The sequence below is a fragment of the Novosphingopyxis iocasae genome, assembly GCF_014334095.1.
In the GTDB taxonomy this organism is placed as follows: Bacteria; Pseudomonadota; Alphaproteobacteria; order Sphingomonadales; family Sphingomonadaceae; genus Novosphingopyxis; species Novosphingopyxis iocasae.
The window spans coordinates 3,086,537-3,103,894 of the sequence record NZ_CP060495.1 but is presented as its reverse complement, the minus strand read 5'-3'; the positions used below and the strand labels follow the sequence as shown (position 1 = coordinate 3,103,894).

The window sequence follows — 17,358 nt, the reverse complement described above, 5'->3', positions numbered from 1 at the left end:
GAATTCCACACTCCAAGAATATCAAACGCAGCAAGGCTGCGAGCCGGCGCATCAAACCTTCTTAACAGCAAAATAGCTTTCCCCAACGCCGGCGACCGCAGTCGATGCGCGCAAGAGCTCACTTGCCTGCGCCACAGGTGCCGAACGAAAGTCATGCCGCGGCGGGCTGCCGGCTATGCGCCAGTATCCAAAACCCTGGTCGAGCAGCACGAGCACCTTCTGACCATCGGCGTATTCAAGCTCGAGCTTGCGGCCATGGTCCGAGTTTTCCGTGACCCGCAGATCGACATCGAGGCCAAATTTTTCGCCCAATAGCTCGGCTACTTCCGCTCGGTCATCCTCATAAGTCCAATCGTGTTTGATCTGATAAGGACTACGATCATTCTTTAGTGGCTGAACCAGGATATCGACTTCAACCGAGCGATCCGCCTTCAAGTCAGTGGATAGAGCTTCGCACGTCCGCAGGAAGAGGAGCATGGTCAGCGGAGAGTTCAGATAGCGGTCGGCGTAGGTGATCCGCACAAGACTGCCAGGCCTCCAAACACCAGCCGCTTCCATCTGCTGTTTCAGTTTCGAGCCAAAGCGTTTGCCAAATTGGCCAACCGGGCATTGCCCGAAACCTTGCATCAGCTCGACCTGATCACCAGCCGCAACCTGTCGCTCAAGATCATCCGGGTTGATCGGGCTGTAGGCGGTGGGGCCGCTGAGAGTACCGGCAACGACAGCATGCGTATCACCCAGACCCCATCGCTCCCCCGGCTGCGCCGCGTTCGCATCGCGTGAGAAGAACCCTGTGGTACGATCAGACGAGATCAATTCGGCTAGGCGTTTGCTCTCGAAGGGTGCGTCTTCTCCTTTGCCCAGGGCCAAAGAGAATTCGAAACGCACCGAGGCATCGCGCAAAAAGCGCCGTTCGACCTCTTCGAGCTTATCAAAGGAACTTGGATCAAGCACGAGCGTCACCGGAACGCCGCGGGCCGAGGCGGCAGAAAAGAAGGAGCGCATCTTGGTCGAAGTCAGCTCTGCAAGATCGAACACGGTGGGCAACAGGACCGAAATGCTGTCTCCGCTTCGCGCTCTCAAAAGGAGTGTGTTTGCCGCGTCATTGATTGCCCTGGCATCGGGGACCGCACGATCTTCCTGCGGCAGTTCAGCATTTGTCTCAAGAAATGCCTGAACCGCGAGGAGAGCAGACCGCCGGTCGAGACGACCCTGCTGCTTGTATAGGTCGGCAGCCAGAACGCAGGCCGAACACCCCATCTCGCATTCCTTGGGGCAATCGAGGACACGGGCCGCTCGTTCGAAGACATGATAGATGTCATCGAGAAGTTTCGGCGCGTATCCGGCACCTCCAGATGCCTCATCGAAGATGTAGACGGACGGCACTCTGCGACCGAGCTTGCCGTCTCGAGCTGCCACGGAAATTCCAAGCTCGCGCGGCTCGATGCCAAGCCAGCGCGCAAGACTCTCGCGCACGGCTGCGCCAAGCGCCCAGGCCGCGCCGTCACTTTCCAGCCCAGGCAACTGGAGCTCTACGACATCGGTTAGAACTTCATGGCCCAGCGCAAGAGCGCTCGTGATCGCATAACCTTCGTCATTGCCCGGACAGCGGTCTATCGCCTTTCGGTCCCTCGGCGTGAGCGGCCGATGGTCTTTGAGAGCGTCTGTCCCGGCATCCCCGGCCCGTCCACACTCCAGGCAAATCTCGTAACCCTGGTCCTTGGGTCCACGCGAATGATGGTAGATGTAGCCTTCATGCGAAGCACGGATCCGGCCGGTTTCAGGCTGCAGCATGGGTTGCCACAGGGCATCACCGACACTGACCTTCGGGGACTTGGGTTCGATGTAGACAGCCTGATCGGTGTCGGCATGCGGCTGAGCATTCCAGTCAACTCGGAATCCGGCCGGTTCAAGAAACTGCTCAATGGTAATGCTTCGTTCGCCGCAATGGGCACACTGGTCAGGCATCTGGTGGTCGCTGCCCGCCCCGCCACAATGATCGCACCACCAGGCCCAACGAAGGTTCTGGGGCTCACGTTGGCCACTGTCGATCGGGCTAAGCCAGTTGAGGGTGACCCCGGCCGATTTCCAAACCAGCCCGTCAACCACGACCTCTGCCCCTGGAGCATACTCACGAATGGCGATATCGGCGTTGCGGGTCGGGCATTCATAGCGCCGATCACGTGCGCCTTCCTCTTCCGATCGGTTGCGCTCCTGCGCCTTCTGCGTCTCGGCACACAGGGTATCGAACGGGACAACTGATGTCGGAAAGCCGCTGCCAGGGATAAGAGAGCGATTGGCGAGCTCCTTCAAGAGGAACTCCTTGCACAATCGCCGCGCCTGAAACTCGATCGCCTTTTTTGCCAGCCCTTCGAGCGCGTCCGAGTCTTCCTTTAGTCGCTGCCATGTACGACGGAAGTTCGCAGCTTCCTGCCCAAACATCTCCGCCGTATGCCCCCGAATTTCGCTGTCGTATTCGAGACCTGTTCCCCTGAGGAGCCGCAGCAGACCCTCTTCGGTTGCGGATGCCGTTGTTGGTAGATCGAGCCATTCGCAAAAGGCATCCACGGGAGCGAGACCTTCGAAAGGGCGAAGGTCAGCGCGACAGCCGAAGAAATCTCCGGTCTTGGTCCGGGCAAACTCCCCCTCAACTTCGCGAAACCATTGAGCGAGAAGATAGGCGTTCGCGTGACGTTGCGCGATCCGATCTGAATCAAGCGAAACGCGCGGCGATGCGAGCTTGCGGCGCAAATAGCCCGCAGGATCGGCAAACGTCTCAAGATCGAGCGGTGTATTGCGGGCAATTGTGAGACTTGTCGAAAAGCCCTGTCCGCGGCGCCCCGCACGACCGGCCCGCTGATTGTAGTTGGCGATCGAGGGTGGAACATTGGTCATCAGCACTGCTTCGATCGAACCGATGTCGACACCCATTTCCATGGTGGTCGAGCAGGCGAGCAGGTTGATATCGCCTTCCTTGAACTGCTCCTCGAACTCCCGCAGTCGGTGCGGGGGCTGCTGGGCACTGTGTTCCTCGGCCCGCAGATAAGGCGTGGCGAGCGCGGCCTGATCGTGCCAGTTCATCCAGATGCCACCCTCGCGAAGGGCCGCGACTTCTTCGTTCGTCTGGAGCCAGGCTGCGATTTCCTTTTGGCCATCCACCGCAAGAGGCCTTGTCCTTGGGAGACGCGGAAACTCAATTTCACGCGCCGGCTTATTGGCGAACATCTTTCCAGCACTGACCAGATTGGGTGACCTGCCAAAGACCAGGCGGGGCAGGACACGCCGGGTCAAGGGGCATTGCCAAGTCTTGCCAACTGCTTCGACCTCGGCGGATTTTTCCAACCGCAGGCTGAATGTCCCACCAACACCCGACAGAAGAGGAGCGAGCTGATTCCAGGCAACATGCATGACCTGATTGATTTCATGGCGGTCGCGCTGAGACGTAAGGTCAAGGTTCAGGGCTGACGCCAAGAGAAGAATGGAGTCGGGCTGACGTCCTTTGGAATTGACCAATGGCCAGGAGACATCACGCTTGGCGCCAGGGGGCTGGTCGGGCCCGATCACATTGCGAGGCCGCGCGCGCCCAGGCATCCAACGCGCATCACCATCGTCCACTTCAAGGGCAAACTGGCCGCGAAGATAGTCGACCATATAGTAGAGGAAGCCCCGCCAATCTTCGATCGAATAGCCCTTCTGGCCAACAAGGTCGGGTAATTTATCGGGACCGATCCGCTCGATGTCCGGGAAGCGGAGCCGAGCCAGGCCAAGCGTCTCCATCGCATTGGCGTTGCGCGGACGGCGGGCAAGCTCGCGCAACAGCATAAAGCGGGCCAGGGCTTCCTTGTTATCGTGAAACCGTTCGCTGCGATCGAGGTCCCAGACCTTGGCCATCATGCCAATCGCCGGCTCAGAAGCGAGCCCGGATACGAGGTCCTTCCAGGATATTCCGGTTGCCGCGCCACCCGCGAGCTCCGCGTCAATCTTGGCGATATCATCCTTGAACGCAGGCATGTCTGCCACGAGGTTCGCTAGAGCAGCTTTCTTTTTAAGCAGCTCTTCCCTGCGCTCTTCGGTCAGGTCGGTACCCTGGGCAGCCTTCTGAACGGCATGATAGATAAAGCCGCGGACAAAGGCCCGCTCTCCGTTGGTTTCAATATTGGCGGCAAAGCGAGCTGTTCCTTGCCTGCTGTCCGAAAAGCTGATCAGCTGACGGCCATCGAACGGCAGGGCGTGCTCCGCCTGGTGTGGCGACACACCCTCAAGGAGGATCGGTGCCGCATTCTGGGTGAGGAATGGTGTACCAAAGCGAAATGGAAAGACGGCCGGTCGCCCGCGCCGCTTGTTTCCGAGACAGGCCGGGCAACGTCCTTCGTCGAGCTGGGTCAGATGAAAATGCCCCGCCTCGCCAGTGAACTCGCCACTGGATACATCGAAAGCGGTCGCCGTCGCTTCGGATTTCGGGTTGATGGCAATCAGCCGTGGATGGCCGATCCCCTCATGCTCATCTTCTTCATCGTCATCATCATGATCACGATCACGATAGCTATCTTCGCGAAACTCATCGGCATCATGATCACTCCGCCGCGGTACGATCCTGTCACCCATGTCATCGGCCGGGAGGAAGGGCTCACCACAATCGAGGCAGTTCTGAATTTCGAACACCATCGACTGGCAATGGGGGCATTGGTCCCGATGGTCGAAGAGCACAGCGCCAAATGGCCAATCCTTGGGTCGCATCTCGCCCGGGCAGTCGACATTGATGCAGGTCCAGAGCCCGGCAATTGCCCGCGTGAAGCTGTGCGCTCGCATCGGCAGGACAGGCTTCGCTTCGCTGGCATTATGGGCGGAAAGATCGAGCAGAATCCTTTCGGCGTCCGGCGAGAGCGCCTTAAGCGATGCCAGTGTCTGGGGCTCGCCTTCCAGCCTCTCGGCAACCGACGATGCTGCCGGATCATCGGACGCTGTCAGGACTTTCGAGAGATCGACCGGCTGAGGCTTTCCCACAACGACATGCGCCCGCTCAAGCGGAACGCCGGCAATGTCGGCAAGGAATCTCTGCAGGTCTTCGCGGGCTTTCTGGTCGTCAGCAGAGCCGATGGTGGCCGACGTCGCAACGAACCGGACCTGATCCGGCGTCACATCGAACGCATTCATTACCCGGCGAAGCAGGAGCGAGAGCTCCGCCGCTGCCGAGCCGATGTAACTGTGCGCCTCGTCGATAACGATCCAGCGCAGCTTGCCTTTTGATGCGTCGAGGATCGGACGATCCTCGCGCCGGATCGTCATGTATTCGAGCATCGTCTGGTTGGTAACAAGGATCGGCGGTGGGTTGGCTCGCAGGGTTTCGCGATAAAGCACCTGATGCGGTATCTCGTGCTCGGCCTTGTCGCGATTGGACTTCCGAGCCGTTCCCATCAATCCGTTGTAGAGGGCAAAGCGGACATCGCCGCGCAGCGGCTTGGTCCAGGCTGTAAGACGCTTCTCCTGGCTCGCGATAAGAGCGTTCAGAGGGTAGAGCATAAGCGCCCGAACCCCTGTCAGAGGACCTTGCTCTGTGGACTCCCGGACCAGATCATCGAGCATCGGAACCAGGAAGCATTCGGTCTTGCCCGACCCTGTGCCGCTCGAAACCAGAACCGATTGCGGCTCTTGCGTGCTGAGCAGTTCCCACGTCGCCAGCTGGTGCGCGTAAGCGGGGTAATCGAAGCGTAGATCAGTATCCGACGTTTGGGTGATCGCGTCGATTGTGTGCTGATGCAGCAGCGCTTGAAGTTGGTCGGGATTTTTTCCTGACGATACATAGCCGGGAGCAGCCTGAAAAAGCTGTTCGGAAAGGAGGCTACCGTTTGCTGGATCCGTACCGGCAAGAGTGCTCCGGAGAAAAGCGTTGAGCCCTTCGTGCCGGATGCCTGCGCGCGAGACGACCGCTTCGGCGAGGCCAGTCCTCAGCCGCTGGTGCACCTCCATCGGCGACAATCGGGATGTAGGGAAGGGATCACTGGCGGCCATTCTTGAGCTCCGAAAGGGCATAGCCAAAGGCTTTGGCAAAGTAGTCAGGGTGACGTCGTTCGACGTCCTTGATGGTGAGGACTTGCTCCTTCTCGAGAGAAGCACGTCCGGTGGCGGACAGAGCAGCGGCGAAAGGAGCATCGAAGACCCGCATCAGCGCTTCGACGAAGTTCTCTCTTGGCAGTAGCTCGCTGTAAGCAGGCCGAAAAGGGTTGAAGCCGCCGGCATCCATATTGATGCCCTCGCTTGTATGGCTCGTGAAGTGGTTGCGAAGCTCTTCCCAGCTCAACGGCGAGAAGTCCCGGCAAATAAGGGGCGCAAGCTGCGGCGCACGCGCCGCGATTTCGTTCTGACGTTCCGTGATGTTTGCCAACGCCCACTGAGGGTCATCGAGCCGGCTGACCAGATAATTGCCTTGAGCCTGAAAGGCAGCGTCCCAGGCCTTGATCGGCAAAAGAGACCAGCTTGAGCATAGGCCATCAAACAGCTCGAGGATCGTCGAGAGGTGTTGCTCCTCGCAGCGATAAAGAAGAAGCGGCGCAAGCGGACCGGCAATCTCAAACTTGCTGAAGATTTCGAACGTCTGCGGAGGCAAGCCATTGAGCGACAGCGCCAAATTCATGACTGCACGAATGGTCTGGGTCGCTTCAGGCGACATGGGCTCAGCAGCGAGTTCCTCCGCCAGCCTCACGAGGTCCTCGCGCGCTTGTAAAAGAGGCTGTGCCATTGCCCGGCCGAGCCGGTGTTGCGGAACGTCGTGAACCGGATCGCCGTCGATAAACTTTGGCCTCGTGAGGACGCGAGCACCTTCGCGCAGATAGACGAGCCATGGACCGCGCAATCGTGGCAGTTGGATCAATTGCCCTCCGAGGCCGCCAAGCAATCCGTCAAACGGACCGAAATCCACCTCTTTCTCGGGAGCACCAAGAAAGCGGCCGCCAACGCGGACATCCTCGCCGACAATGGCCGTCTTTGGACGCAGCCCTCCCGAAGGTTCCCACTCGAGAGAATTGCCGAATTCCGTGACGTACCAGTTGTCATTGCTGCCGTTGTGGAAGTCGAGCCGGACCTGGGCATCGATGCCGAGCGGCCGCATCAACGCGGCAATATCGTTCCGCAGAGCCGACAGCCCCAGTTCGACATCGACCTTCCAACTCGCCTCAAGCGACGCTTCAGCGTGATGGGCAACTTCGCCCATCAGCATCGCACGGCCCGGTGCACGGGCAACGGTGTCACGAAGATCGGCAAGGCCTAGGACAGCATCGCGCCTGAGAAGTTCACCATCCCAGGTGGTCAGCCATTCTTTCGATCGCAATGGCACATTGAGTTCGAAGGTGGAGCCATGGTCGGGGGTGAGGCGCAAGCCGAGCAGCGCGCGACGGGGCGGATCAATACGCACCCGCCAGCGATGGTCCGCAATCGGCGTTTCATCGCTGAGCACCGCTTCTCCGGTCCAACCTTCCAAAAGGATTTCCGAATGAGCCGCATTGATCCGCTGGCTGAGTGCGAATTCAACCGGCAGAACCAGTGCACTCGTCCGGTCCCGAACATGCTTGGTCGTTCCATCGAGCCAGGCGAACTCGCAGTGTCCAGGGCCCGCGTTGACAAGATCATCGCGCCAGGCGCTTTCCCCTGCAAACCGCCAGCCGACCTCTCCCCGCGTTGCAGTGCGCCGGGAAACCCCGTCTTCGACCTCTGCATGCAGCGGATGTTTGATCAACCGTTCGCCGCCGGGTGCCTGCACACCGGTCGCCTCTTGGGCGACTATGGTCAGGCGATCCTTACGATCTGCACTCTGCCCCGTCCGCACCAGAAATGCGTCGCCATTGGGCTTCTCGGCGATGATCTGGCCTGCACAGCGGTAGAGCGAACGACCAGGTGCAAAGGCAAAGTCCTCGGCTTCGATCTCTGTATTGCTGTCCTTGCCGCGAAGCATCCAATCCTGCGGAACATCGACAAAGACTGGTTCAGCGCGATAACCGCCCGACCCCTGACCGATAAGGGAAAACGCGCCTAGCTCCGTGTCTCCGGTCCGCCGCTCGAATATCCGAAGTCCATCCCCAACCGCTTTGCCGCCCGGCAGTAAAAAGCTTTGAGCGAGTCTTTCGCCGCGCGCATGGAATTCGGCGGTGACGGAGAGGTCCAAGGGGAAATCGATCGCAGCTTCGCTGCGCATAGCGCGCGCGATCCAGCAATTGCCTGATTCAACCTCCAGGTAAGCCAGCCGACTGGAGATACGGTCCGCCAAGGCACCCGAGGGCTGAAGAAACACCCGGACATATTCACCTGCGGACAGCACACGATCCTTGTCGTCCCAGCGACCTTCGAGATGGAAATCCAGACTTTCGCGCCATTCACCGTCCTGCGAACGCATCAACCGTCCGACCCGGATGCTCCCTGTTCCGGTCAGCTTTCTGGCTTCAAGGAGCGTATCGATGAGGCCCGCAGCAGCCCCGTCGAGCGTCATGGGCAGTTCATCGCGCCAGTCTTCGTAAGCGTGGTCCAGCCGGGCGGAATAGGGTCGACCGTCAGCTGGCACTTCCTTGTCGATGAATGCACGAAGCTCGACGATCTTGAGGGCAAGTTCCGCGCAGATTGCGTGCATTTCCGGGCTGCGCCAGATTGAGGGAAGCAAATATTCGTTGCGTTCGCAGATCGAGACAGCGGTAGCGATGTCCTGAATGTCTGCCCCGAGCAGCTCACCGACTGCCCGCTCTAGGAAGCGACGCGGCCAGCTCGCACCGCCTGCGATTGCTGCTGCAGGAAAGCCCCCATGCCGCGCGAGATTGGAGAGACGCTGGTTTCCGTGCGCCGTGATAAGAGGTTCAACGCCCCAGGCATCGAAACCGCGGTCTGCAAGTGCCCGCCATTCCGATTGTGGGAGTTGGAGCTTCAAAACCGCTTCGATATCGGCCCAGCGCTGCATGCCGCCCTGGTAGGAGCGCCGAAACCAGTCTGCCGCCCACATGACGAAAGCTGGAGCTAGCGACGGACGCAGCAAATCCGATGCGAGATTGGCAGCAAGCTTCGCTTCAATCAGCTGAAAAATTCCTGGTGCGAGCTTGTAGCGGTAAAGCGGGAGGCCAGTCGGTCGAGGTAAACCAAGATCCCCGCAAGTCTTGCCCAAAGGATGCGGTCCGCTATCTGCTGCCCTGGCCAGCTGGATCGCGCGGATCATCAAGATACGCGAACCGCCGCTAGCGTGAATGTCATCGGCAATCTTGCGCAGCCGAACCGGGTCGTTTTGCGCCGCGTCGATTTCAGATTTGAAATCGCGTCCTTCCATCCCCGCACTCACCCCCGGCACCTCTCGCAATCACGGATGCCAGACAACACCCTCACTTACCTCAACATCTCTGAACGTTACTTCATAATCAATGATGAAGCTCAGGTTTCTCAGTGCATTGCCCGAGAGGTAGAAATCGAGCCCTCGTAAAAAGCATTCACGACGCAAGACCAACGCGCGTTCATGACGCCGTCGATACCCCGTCCAAGATCCCAGATGACGGTATCGCCATTCTCCAGTTTAGCTCTCACGAAACGATCGTGCAGGTCGCCGCCCGACCGCCGTGACTTTTGTGCGAGGTGGAGGGGAACCGAGGCCAGCATACGGTTCCACCGATCTTCAAGGTCCGGGCGCTGGTCACGCGTGTTTTCAGGGTCACGAGTCTGCACGGAATCGGCGTCGAATGTCACGATTTGCACGGCCGCGATTTCCGAAGCGAGCTGTTCAAAGCGACCGATGAAATTGATGAGGCGCCCGCGAGCCTGCTCGTCAGCGCAACAATAGGGGTCCTGGATTTCGAGCCGTTCAATTCGTGCGTCGCGCGCGTACTGCTCGAAAATCGTCCAGTCGCGTTGTCCATATTGTTCAAACACGACCCGCTGAACGAAGGGAGCGCGCGCTTCAGCCGCCTCGACGGGAGTTCGCACGGAGAGAATGGGGCGCCGGTTCTTGCTCTCGGCATTGCTCGATGCTGTCTCGCCAGGATCAGAGTGAGGCTGCGTGCGCGCCGCTTCTTCTAATTCTGGTTCTGCCGCGTGCTCCGTAACCGGATCAAGGTTTGCGGAACTCGCTGTGTGGTCGCTCGCGGGTCCGGGGGAGCGAGCACTCTCCTCGTCTCCCGTCGGCTCTTCGATTTCCGGCTGTGCGACTGGTGGGGCAGGCGGTTCTGCTTGTCGAATACTGGCGCTGTAATCGGTGTCCTGAATATCCACGTCCGTCTGCCCGGCTGCGGCATACGCACTACTTCGATCAAGGTTCTCTGCAGAGCGCCCGTCGAGCACATCGGAAAGCAGGTCCTCTACATCGCGATCGCTCTCCGGCGGCATGAGCAGACCGCGGCTCAGCGAACGCTTCCGCTCCATGAGGGCGTCGAGACGCTGGTCGAAGCTTGAAGGTCCGATTGCTTCGTCCGGATGGACAGCCATCGGGATGTGAATGGTCACTGGCCTGGTCTGACCGATCCGGTAGGCGCGATCCGTCGCCTGATCTTCAACGGCAGGATTCCACCAGCGAGACAGATGGATGACATTGTTTGCGGCGGTGATCGTGAGCCCCACGCCGCCAGCCTTGGGAGACAGGATGAGAACGTCGAATGAAGCCGGCGAACTCTGAAAGGCAGTCACCATCTCCTGGCGCTTATGGCCCGCAACCTTCCCGCTGATACACATCGGGCGGCGCTCGAGCGCAAAACGCTCCTGAATTGCCATCGCGAGGAAGGCCTGCATCTCGAGATCTTCGCAGAATAGCAGAGCCTTTTCGCCACGCTGCTTGACCTCCTCAAGGATTTCGAAGGTCTTCTTCAGCCGTGCAGATTGCCCGATGTACTCGTCGATGTTCGAAATTCCGCGCGGCGGTGACGGGTGGAGCGATGTACCGCGCAGCATATGCAGCACTTTGAGCATCGCACCCTGTTCGCCGCTTTCCCGTAGCGCTCGCGCTCTGGCCAACACGAGGTCGTAGGCCTGCGCTTGCGCGGCCGGCATCTCGACCGGATATTTGCGGGCCTTCTTCTCCGGCAGCCCGGTCAGGATTTCGTCCTTCATCCGACGCAGCATGAAAGGCGGAAGTTCTTTGTCGCGCTCGATCAGACGGTGCTGGAGATCGCCAAGGCGCTCGAGATCGTTCGCCGGGAAACTGCTCTCGAATTCCCGACTCGAGCCAAGGAAACCGGGATAGACCGTATCGGCAATCGACCACAGGTCCTGCAGCCGGTTCTCGACCGGTGTGCCCGTCATAGCGATCTGGATTGTGCCGTTCAGCGCCTTGGCGGCGCGGGTCATCTGGCTGGCAGGATTCTTGAGCTTCTGGATTTCATCGTAGACGATTGCAGCGAACGGAATGCGCGCGAAGCTCATGTGATAATCGCGCATTGTTTCGTAGGTCGTCAGGACGATTCCGGCGTCATTCCATTCGGATACGTCGAGACGCGATGTTCCCCCTCGAATGTCGCTCCCAGCCTCGAGACGGAAATTGCGCAGGTTTGCGCCGAACGCCTCGACAACAGGCCCCATGAGCTCTGCTTCGATGTGCTGCGAAAGCTCGGCTTGCCAATTCCGCAGAAGACCTGTGGGCGCGACAATCAAAACGGGTTTCTGGTGAGGCGTTTTGCTGCGCAGCCAGAGCAGGAACATGAGCGCCTGGAAGGTCTTTCCGAGCCCCATATCGTCGGCGAGCAAGACGCCCGGCATTCGGCGCTCCCAGGCCTCGGCAAACCAGGCGAACGCCTGCACTTGGTGAGGCTTGGGTTCCGATCTCAGTCCCTTGGGGAGCTCGGGAACATCGAAATCCCGCACTTCAGCGTCGGGACGAGGCAGCCGCGCATAGTCCAGCTGCTCGAAATTCTCTCCGACCTGAAGGAAGAAGATATCGACGCTCTCGCGTTCGGTTCTGTCCGAGGCGCGTCCCTCGACCTCATCAGCGATCTCACGTTCAAGGTCTGCAATTGCTCGCGCGGCCTGCAGGGTTGCAGGCGTCGCGGGGATGCTTTCGTCGCGCCAGGCGATCGTTTCCTTGCCTGCGTCAATCGCTGTCTCGACTTCGCTTGCGATCGTTTCAGCTTCACCTGGAGCCAACTCGACATGACGCGCGTCGGGCGGATCCCCGATCCGCAATCCAAACCCTTCGGGCAGCCAGCTGTTCGGCTTGGGTTTGATCCAGGGTAGGACCGGCTTTTGCCAGACCTCGATCCCGCTGACCCGCTCGGAAAACTGCTGTGTCTCGATGAAGAGGCGATCAGCGGCCTCGTCATCGTCTGCCGCGTCTAGCTTGAGCTCTTCACGCAGGACACGTTGCGGCGAACGCAGAAATTCGCGTTTTTCCTGGGAGGTGCCCACCTGCTTTGCGCGCACGATGTCGAGGGCTTTGCCCAGCATCGGGTCGAGGAAAAGGAGCGTTCCGTCGGAAAGCAGATAGCTTCGCCGCCCGCCGTCCTGACCCCGGAACCGGCGCTGAAAATGCTGATTGTCCTGCGGGGTAAGCAGCGACGCTTCTTCTTCGTCGACCAGGTCACCCTCAGCGCTCTCGCTTACGTTTCTCGAGAAGAGGACGGGGTCGAAGTCGAAACGTCCATGGTCGGTCTTTGCGTTGAGTGAAAAATTGGCGGCATAGGCAATCCGGACACGCTCGAGAAAGCCATCCGCCTCGATGCCGGTGCCGATGTCGTCTCCGAGCGTCGAACGAAGCTCGGCAAAGGCTGCGCGGCGCTGATCAGGATCATCAGCCGCGTTGACTGCAAGTGCGGCCTGGAAGGCCGAGTAGATCGGCTCGGGAATTCGTCCGACACGCCCGCCTTCTCGCAGACGCGCGCCCGCGATGTCGGCTCGAACTGGCAGGCCACCGCGGCGGACCCACTTCGTATCGACTTTGATTGTTCCTTCAGCGAGCGAACCTCCCGAGTTGAGCTGAAGGGTCATCGACGTGGCCGGCGGAAGGCCGAGGGCGAAGGCGTCGGCCTCATCAAGCCGTGCAACGATCTGCGGTGGAAGGATAATGCCCCCCGCCTCTTCGCTGATCTGACTATCATCATCGAGAGCTCGAGCCAGCGCCAGAGCGGCCTGCCCAGCTTCGGGGGCTACTCTAGGCCACTCCGAGACCGGCACAATTTCGCTTGATGCTCGCCGGAAAAGCCCGCCTAGCTGTTCGCGGAGAAGCGCAATCGTCTCACCGCCGCCCTCGTTCTGTGTGGCAATGAACTTGGTCGTTACCATCGATCATTCCAGTTGCGGCCCCGGCCTCTCCCGAAACGGGGATGCGCGATTGATGTCCGGCGATGGATGATACCGGCGAACTTGCCTTCCCACCCAGGACTCGCAGGGACATGAGACTCATACTCGAAATCCGACCGTCCGTTGGTGGTTCGCAGCTTCCCGCCGTCGTAGACCTTTGCGTAGAGTTTCGGAGCTCCGGGATCGGTGTCACTCCAGAAGCGGCAGGATCCGTTATCGCTCCACTCTGATATGCGCAGGTCGCCTATCTGCATGATGATGGATGAAGACGAGGCAGGACCGCCCCGGATGATGCCATATTCAGGGCGTTCACCACTTTGACGAATGAGATCCTCGATCCTGTTGCGCGCCCGGATGCCCAAAGCGGGCCAGGCATCGCTGACGAGACCTTCATCGAGGTAGGCCATCCAGAATTTCTCGCGCTGTGCCCACTGATCAGGCCGATCCGTGGTCTTTGCGATGGCACGGAAGAACTCGCGCATGGCGACTTCGGTAAGCCAGCGCTTGAACACCTGAGTGACCTCGTGCGCACGTTCTTCACCGATCGACTCGGCGAGCGATCGCACGATCCTGTCCCACCGGGTACGCTGGAGACGCGGATCACCCACCTGATCGAGCAGAAACTCGGAAATTGCCTTGCGATGCTCGGGTTCGGGTTTGGTCCTAATCCAGGGCTCTAGCAGGGCGCGGACAACCAGTTCCAACTGTCCTGCCTGCGCTTCTGTATCAAACATACGCAAGATACTGCGCTGCGGGCCGACTGCTTCGGCAGGCTGAAGCTCTGCGGTTGCTTTGCAGGTCTCGGCGAAAGTTGCCTGACCAAACCCGCTCGCTGCAAGGTTTGCACCAAGGCCCGTCTCACGCATCAAAAAGGAAATGCCGTCTGCATCGCGCGTGACAAAATCGCGTGCCACTTTCGCTGGTCCTATCTGCGGCTTGAACAGATCCCACCGTGCGCCGCGCTCGTTCCACGCCCAGTCATGCCGACCGGCAGCGCGGGAGGCAGCTTCTGCTAGCATCGGCATGATCGAGCGGCCCGTCGGGAAATAGGTAAGGTAGCCATCTATCACGGCCTGATCGGAACTGCGCCGATGATCGACATCGGCCCGTTCGAGCGCCGCCACGCCCAGCTCATCGAATTCCGGGTCACACCATGCGCCGCGCAGGACCCTGTTGAGCTGAAACCGCGGTAACCCGTTTGCGCCGGTATCGGCCGCTCCTCGCAGGAAGGGCTTAAGCTCAACGACGGGCTCTGCTTCCCCCACACATGCATCGAGCTTTGCCAATTGCCGCTGTAATTCGGGCTGTGTCGTCGGAGGTTTCGCCAGTCCAGCCGATGCCAGGGCCTCCATTCTCGCGATTGCAGACCGCAGCGAACTCATTGCTCCTGCCTCAAAATGTCGCGGTCGAGGCCAGCGCTTGGCGTCGTCATCAGGAAGCGCAAGTCGATCCGACGATTGCGATTCTTGGCTTCTTCGGAATCTCCACGATCGACGGGACGGTCGGGACCGTAGCCGCTCAGACTTAGGATCGGTGCCGAGCCGTCCTCTCCCGCCGGTCTATTGAGAAAACCGCGCAGGGCCGGTTGGTTGCGCTGGAGCATGGTGAAGGTCGTCTCTGCCCGGCGCACCGAAAGTCCATAATTGTTCATGCCACCAGACATCACGTCGGAGTCCGTGTGCCCCTCGACAAAGACAGCATCGATCAAATGCGGCGAGCGTTCGCCTTCGCAAAGATCGGAGGCGGTATAACACGGCAAGACCTCGACCATGGCGCTGGCAACTTTGCTGATGGCGGCCTGCCCCCTCTCCGTCAGTTCCCATTGGCCTTTGTCGAACAGGACATCGTCGGGGAGCCTCAGAACTCCGGTCTTTGTGTCGATTTCTACCTGGAGCCCTCGGTCTTTCAAGGACTGCTGCAGATCGTTGAGGATCTCGGCGCGGGTCCTGTTTGCGCCGGTCAGCTCTTCGGTCTTGGTCTGCAGATTGAGGGCAAAGTAGGCCAACAGGATGATGAAAATAAGAAGCAGGCCGACCATCATGTCCGTCATGGACATGAAATAGCTTTCGCCCTCTTCAGGCGGCTTCCGGCGAACCACGCCTTCCATTATTCAGCGGCTTCCCTGTTCTGGTTTGCAAGAATGCCGGCAAGTTCCTCAACCGTATCCCGCAGGGTCGTGAGGGGTTCGAGTGCGCCGGCGAGCTGCGCCACACCATCGCCCAGAGCCTTATCGATCTGGCCGACACGTTCGTTGAGGTTCGACGCATGGTTGCCGGCAGCATCCGAGATCTTCTCGATTGCGTCACCAAGAGCGCGGTCCACATCCTCGAAGCGAGCACGATATTCCGACCATGCAGAGGAGGCCGCACTCGCGGTTTCGCTTAGCGCTGCCGCAAGCTGCCGCATTTCGTCACGAGCGCTCTCGGATGACTGCGCATTTCGGGAAACGATGGTCTCAACCGATTTGACTGCTTCGGCTATTGAGACTGCCGACTGGCGTACAGGCGCGGTTGCCGCCTCAACGTCGTTGGCAACCGTTCCGAACGCCGTCGCCAGATCGCTCGAGCGAGCGGCGACTTGCTCGATCGCTCGCGCGTGATCTCCAATAGCACTTTGTGCGGTCGAGAGACGGTCCGCAGACGTAGAAATGGCATCGCCCGCGTCTTTCATGCTGCCTACCAGCGGGCCGCCGGTCTGGTTGAACCGTTCGACGAACTCGGAAAATGATTTTTCCATTGCCTCCTGGCCGATCCGGGCCGCGTCATTCGCCGCGCGTGCCGAGGCTTCACCCATCTGGCTGGCCGCCGAGGCGAGGCCGGATTTCATATCGTCGAGCGTATTGCCAAGATTGCTCAGCAACTCGTCCATCCGCTGTCTGGCAAGCTCGCTTGCCTGCTCGTTTTCTTCGCGCATGCGGTCCGCTACGACGCCGAAATTGCGGTTGAGCTCGCCAAATGCTGACCGCATCTCTTCTGAAGCCTGGCCAAAGCGCCTGACAGCTTCCTCGATCTGGCGGTCAGCTTCGCCGGTCTGTTTTTCGATACGTTCGGACATCGTGGCCATCGAGACGGTCATTGCGCCAATGGCATCTGCGAGGCCCGCCATCTCTGCACCGGCACTTGAAGCGATCGCGTCGCGGACGGCTTCACCCCCGCCACCGCTGATCTTGTCGATGCCCTGTTGGATCGACCCCAGGTGCGTGATCATGGGCGCCATCTGCTTTTCCAAGGCTCCGTCGAGGGCGGCAGCAAGCTGTTCGGAAAAGGTGCGGAGTGCCGGAGTCTGCTCTTTGAGCTGTGCCAGCTGATCGCTCGCGATCCGTTGCGGCGGCAGATAGGCCATTCCATGCTCGAGTTTGTCACACAGCATGGACAGCCCATCATTGATACGCTTGCCGAAGCGGTAGTCGTAAGAGCGAAGCACGATGGAAGCCAAGATGCCCCCCACAGAGGCCCAGAACTTCGCTCCCGCTACCTTCATGAGATCATTGAGCCGCTCCTGCATCGCATCGACACCGCCGCTGAAGTCGAGTGTCGAGAGAGCTGCGATGATCCCCAGGAAGGTGATCAACAGGCCGATGGCGATGAAAATATTCGCAAACCAGTTCAGCCCGCGATGACGGTCGCCAAGATTGACGAAGAAGTGTTCAGGACGAGCGGAGTTCTGGAGAACATCGGCCGAGGGATCGACGATCGTTTCGCGATATTCCTCCCAGGTTCTGCGCAGCGGAAGCGCCTCAGCGTCATTCGCCTCCATCATCTGGGCGTCGATATCATTGAAGCGGCGCGCGAATTCGAGGCGCGCCTGATCGACATCGGCGGTGCTGCCGCCGGTTATCTCGTCGAGCAGGCGAACGCGGGCGTCGATCGCATCAGCAAGAGGGGCATGATATTGCCGCTTGTAACGGTACGCGATTGCGAATGCTGTTCCGATCAGTACGATCGCCAGAAATGCCGCCATCGCATCGCCGATGAGCGGGATTTCCGTGAAGAAGTAGATCAGCCCATGGCCAAGCCATTCGGTAATTTCCATGCAGCCCCCAGAAGCCCGTAAAGGTAACGGGCTCCTGCGAACCGGTGCGGAAGCAGGCCAAGCTTGCGAAATGCAACCGGACGGAGA

The 17,358-nt window shown here is 59.8% G+C and carries 6 protein-coding genes; all 6 read right to left on the bottom strand.

Going from position 1 to position 17,358, the window contains the following annotated elements:
• Positions 1–51 precede the first annotated feature (51 nt).
• The 6 genes from H7X45_RS14775 to zorA all read right to left on the bottom strand — a co-directional run bounded on the left by H7X45_RS14775 (position 52) and on the right by zorA (position 17,271).
• On the bottom strand, positions 52–6,009 hold the full coding sequence (locus H7X45_RS14775; RefSeq protein ID WP_187335500.1) for a DEAD/DEAH box helicase: 5,958 nt from the start codon (positions 6,007–6,009) through the stop codon (positions 52–54).
• Positions 5,996–9,295 carry an STY4851/ECs_5259 family protein gene (locus tag H7X45_RS14770; protein WP_063511762.1) on the bottom strand — a complete coding sequence of 1,100 codons (3,300 nt, stop codon included), beginning with the start codon at positions 9,293–9,295 and terminating at the stop codon, positions 5,996–5,998. The genes H7X45_RS14775 and H7X45_RS14770 overlap by 14 nt, the downstream gene beginning before the upstream one ends.
• A 110-nt stretch (positions 9,296–9,405) precedes the next feature.
• Positions 9,406–13,221 carry a DEAD/DEAH box helicase gene (locus H7X45_RS14765; RefSeq protein ID WP_187335499.1) on the bottom strand — a complete coding sequence of 1,272 codons (3,816 nt, stop codon included), beginning with the start codon at positions 13,219–13,221 and terminating at the stop codon, positions 9,406–9,408.
• Positions 13,215–14,621 carry an EH signature domain-containing protein gene (locus H7X45_RS14760; RefSeq protein WP_187335498.1) on the bottom strand — a complete coding sequence of 469 codons (1,407 nt, stop codon included), beginning with the start codon at positions 14,619–14,621 and terminating at the stop codon, positions 13,215–13,217. Before H7X45_RS14760 ends, H7X45_RS14765 begins: the two co-directional genes overlap by 7 nt.
• Positions 14,618–15,346 carry an OmpA/MotB family protein gene (locus tag H7X45_RS14755; protein ID WP_094062440.1) on the bottom strand — a complete coding sequence of 243 codons (729 nt, stop codon included), beginning with the start codon at positions 15,344–15,346 and terminating at the stop codon, positions 14,618–14,620. Before H7X45_RS14755 ends, H7X45_RS14760 begins: the two co-directional genes overlap by 4 nt.
• Positions 15,346–17,271, bottom strand: a complete 1,926-nt coding sequence (gene zorA / locus H7X45_RS14750) for an anti-phage ZorAB system protein ZorA (protein WP_063512746.1) — start codon at positions 17,269–17,271, stop codon at positions 15,346–15,348. Before zorA ends, H7X45_RS14755 begins: the two co-directional genes overlap by 1 nt.
• Between the last annotated feature and the right edge of the window lie 87 nt (positions 17,272–17,358).

Excerpts from the sequence above, each read along its gene's own strand:
- H7X45_RS14775 (WP_187335500.1), bottom strand. The coding sequence starts at position 6,009 with ATGGCCGCCAGTGATCCCTTCCCTACATCCCGATTGTCGCCGATGGAG.
- H7X45_RS14770 (WP_063511762.1), bottom strand. The coding sequence starts at position 9,295 with ATGGAAGGACGCGATTTCAAATCTGAAATCGACGCGGCGCAAAACGAC.
- H7X45_RS14765 (WP_187335499.1), bottom strand. The coding sequence starts at position 13,221 with ATGGTAACGACCAAGTTCATTGCCACACAGAACGAGGGCGGCGGTGAG.
- H7X45_RS14760 (WP_187335498.1), bottom strand. The coding sequence starts at position 14,621 with ATGAGTTCGCTGCGGTCTGCAATCGCGAGAATGGAGGCCCTGGCATCG.
- H7X45_RS14755 (WP_094062440.1), bottom strand. The coding sequence starts at position 15,346 with ATGGAAGGCGTGGTTCGCCGGAAGCCGCCTGAAGAGGGCGAAAGCTAT.
- zorA (WP_063512746.1), bottom strand. The coding sequence starts at position 17,271 with ATGGAAATTACCGAATGGCTTGGCCATGGGCTGATCTACTTCTTCACG.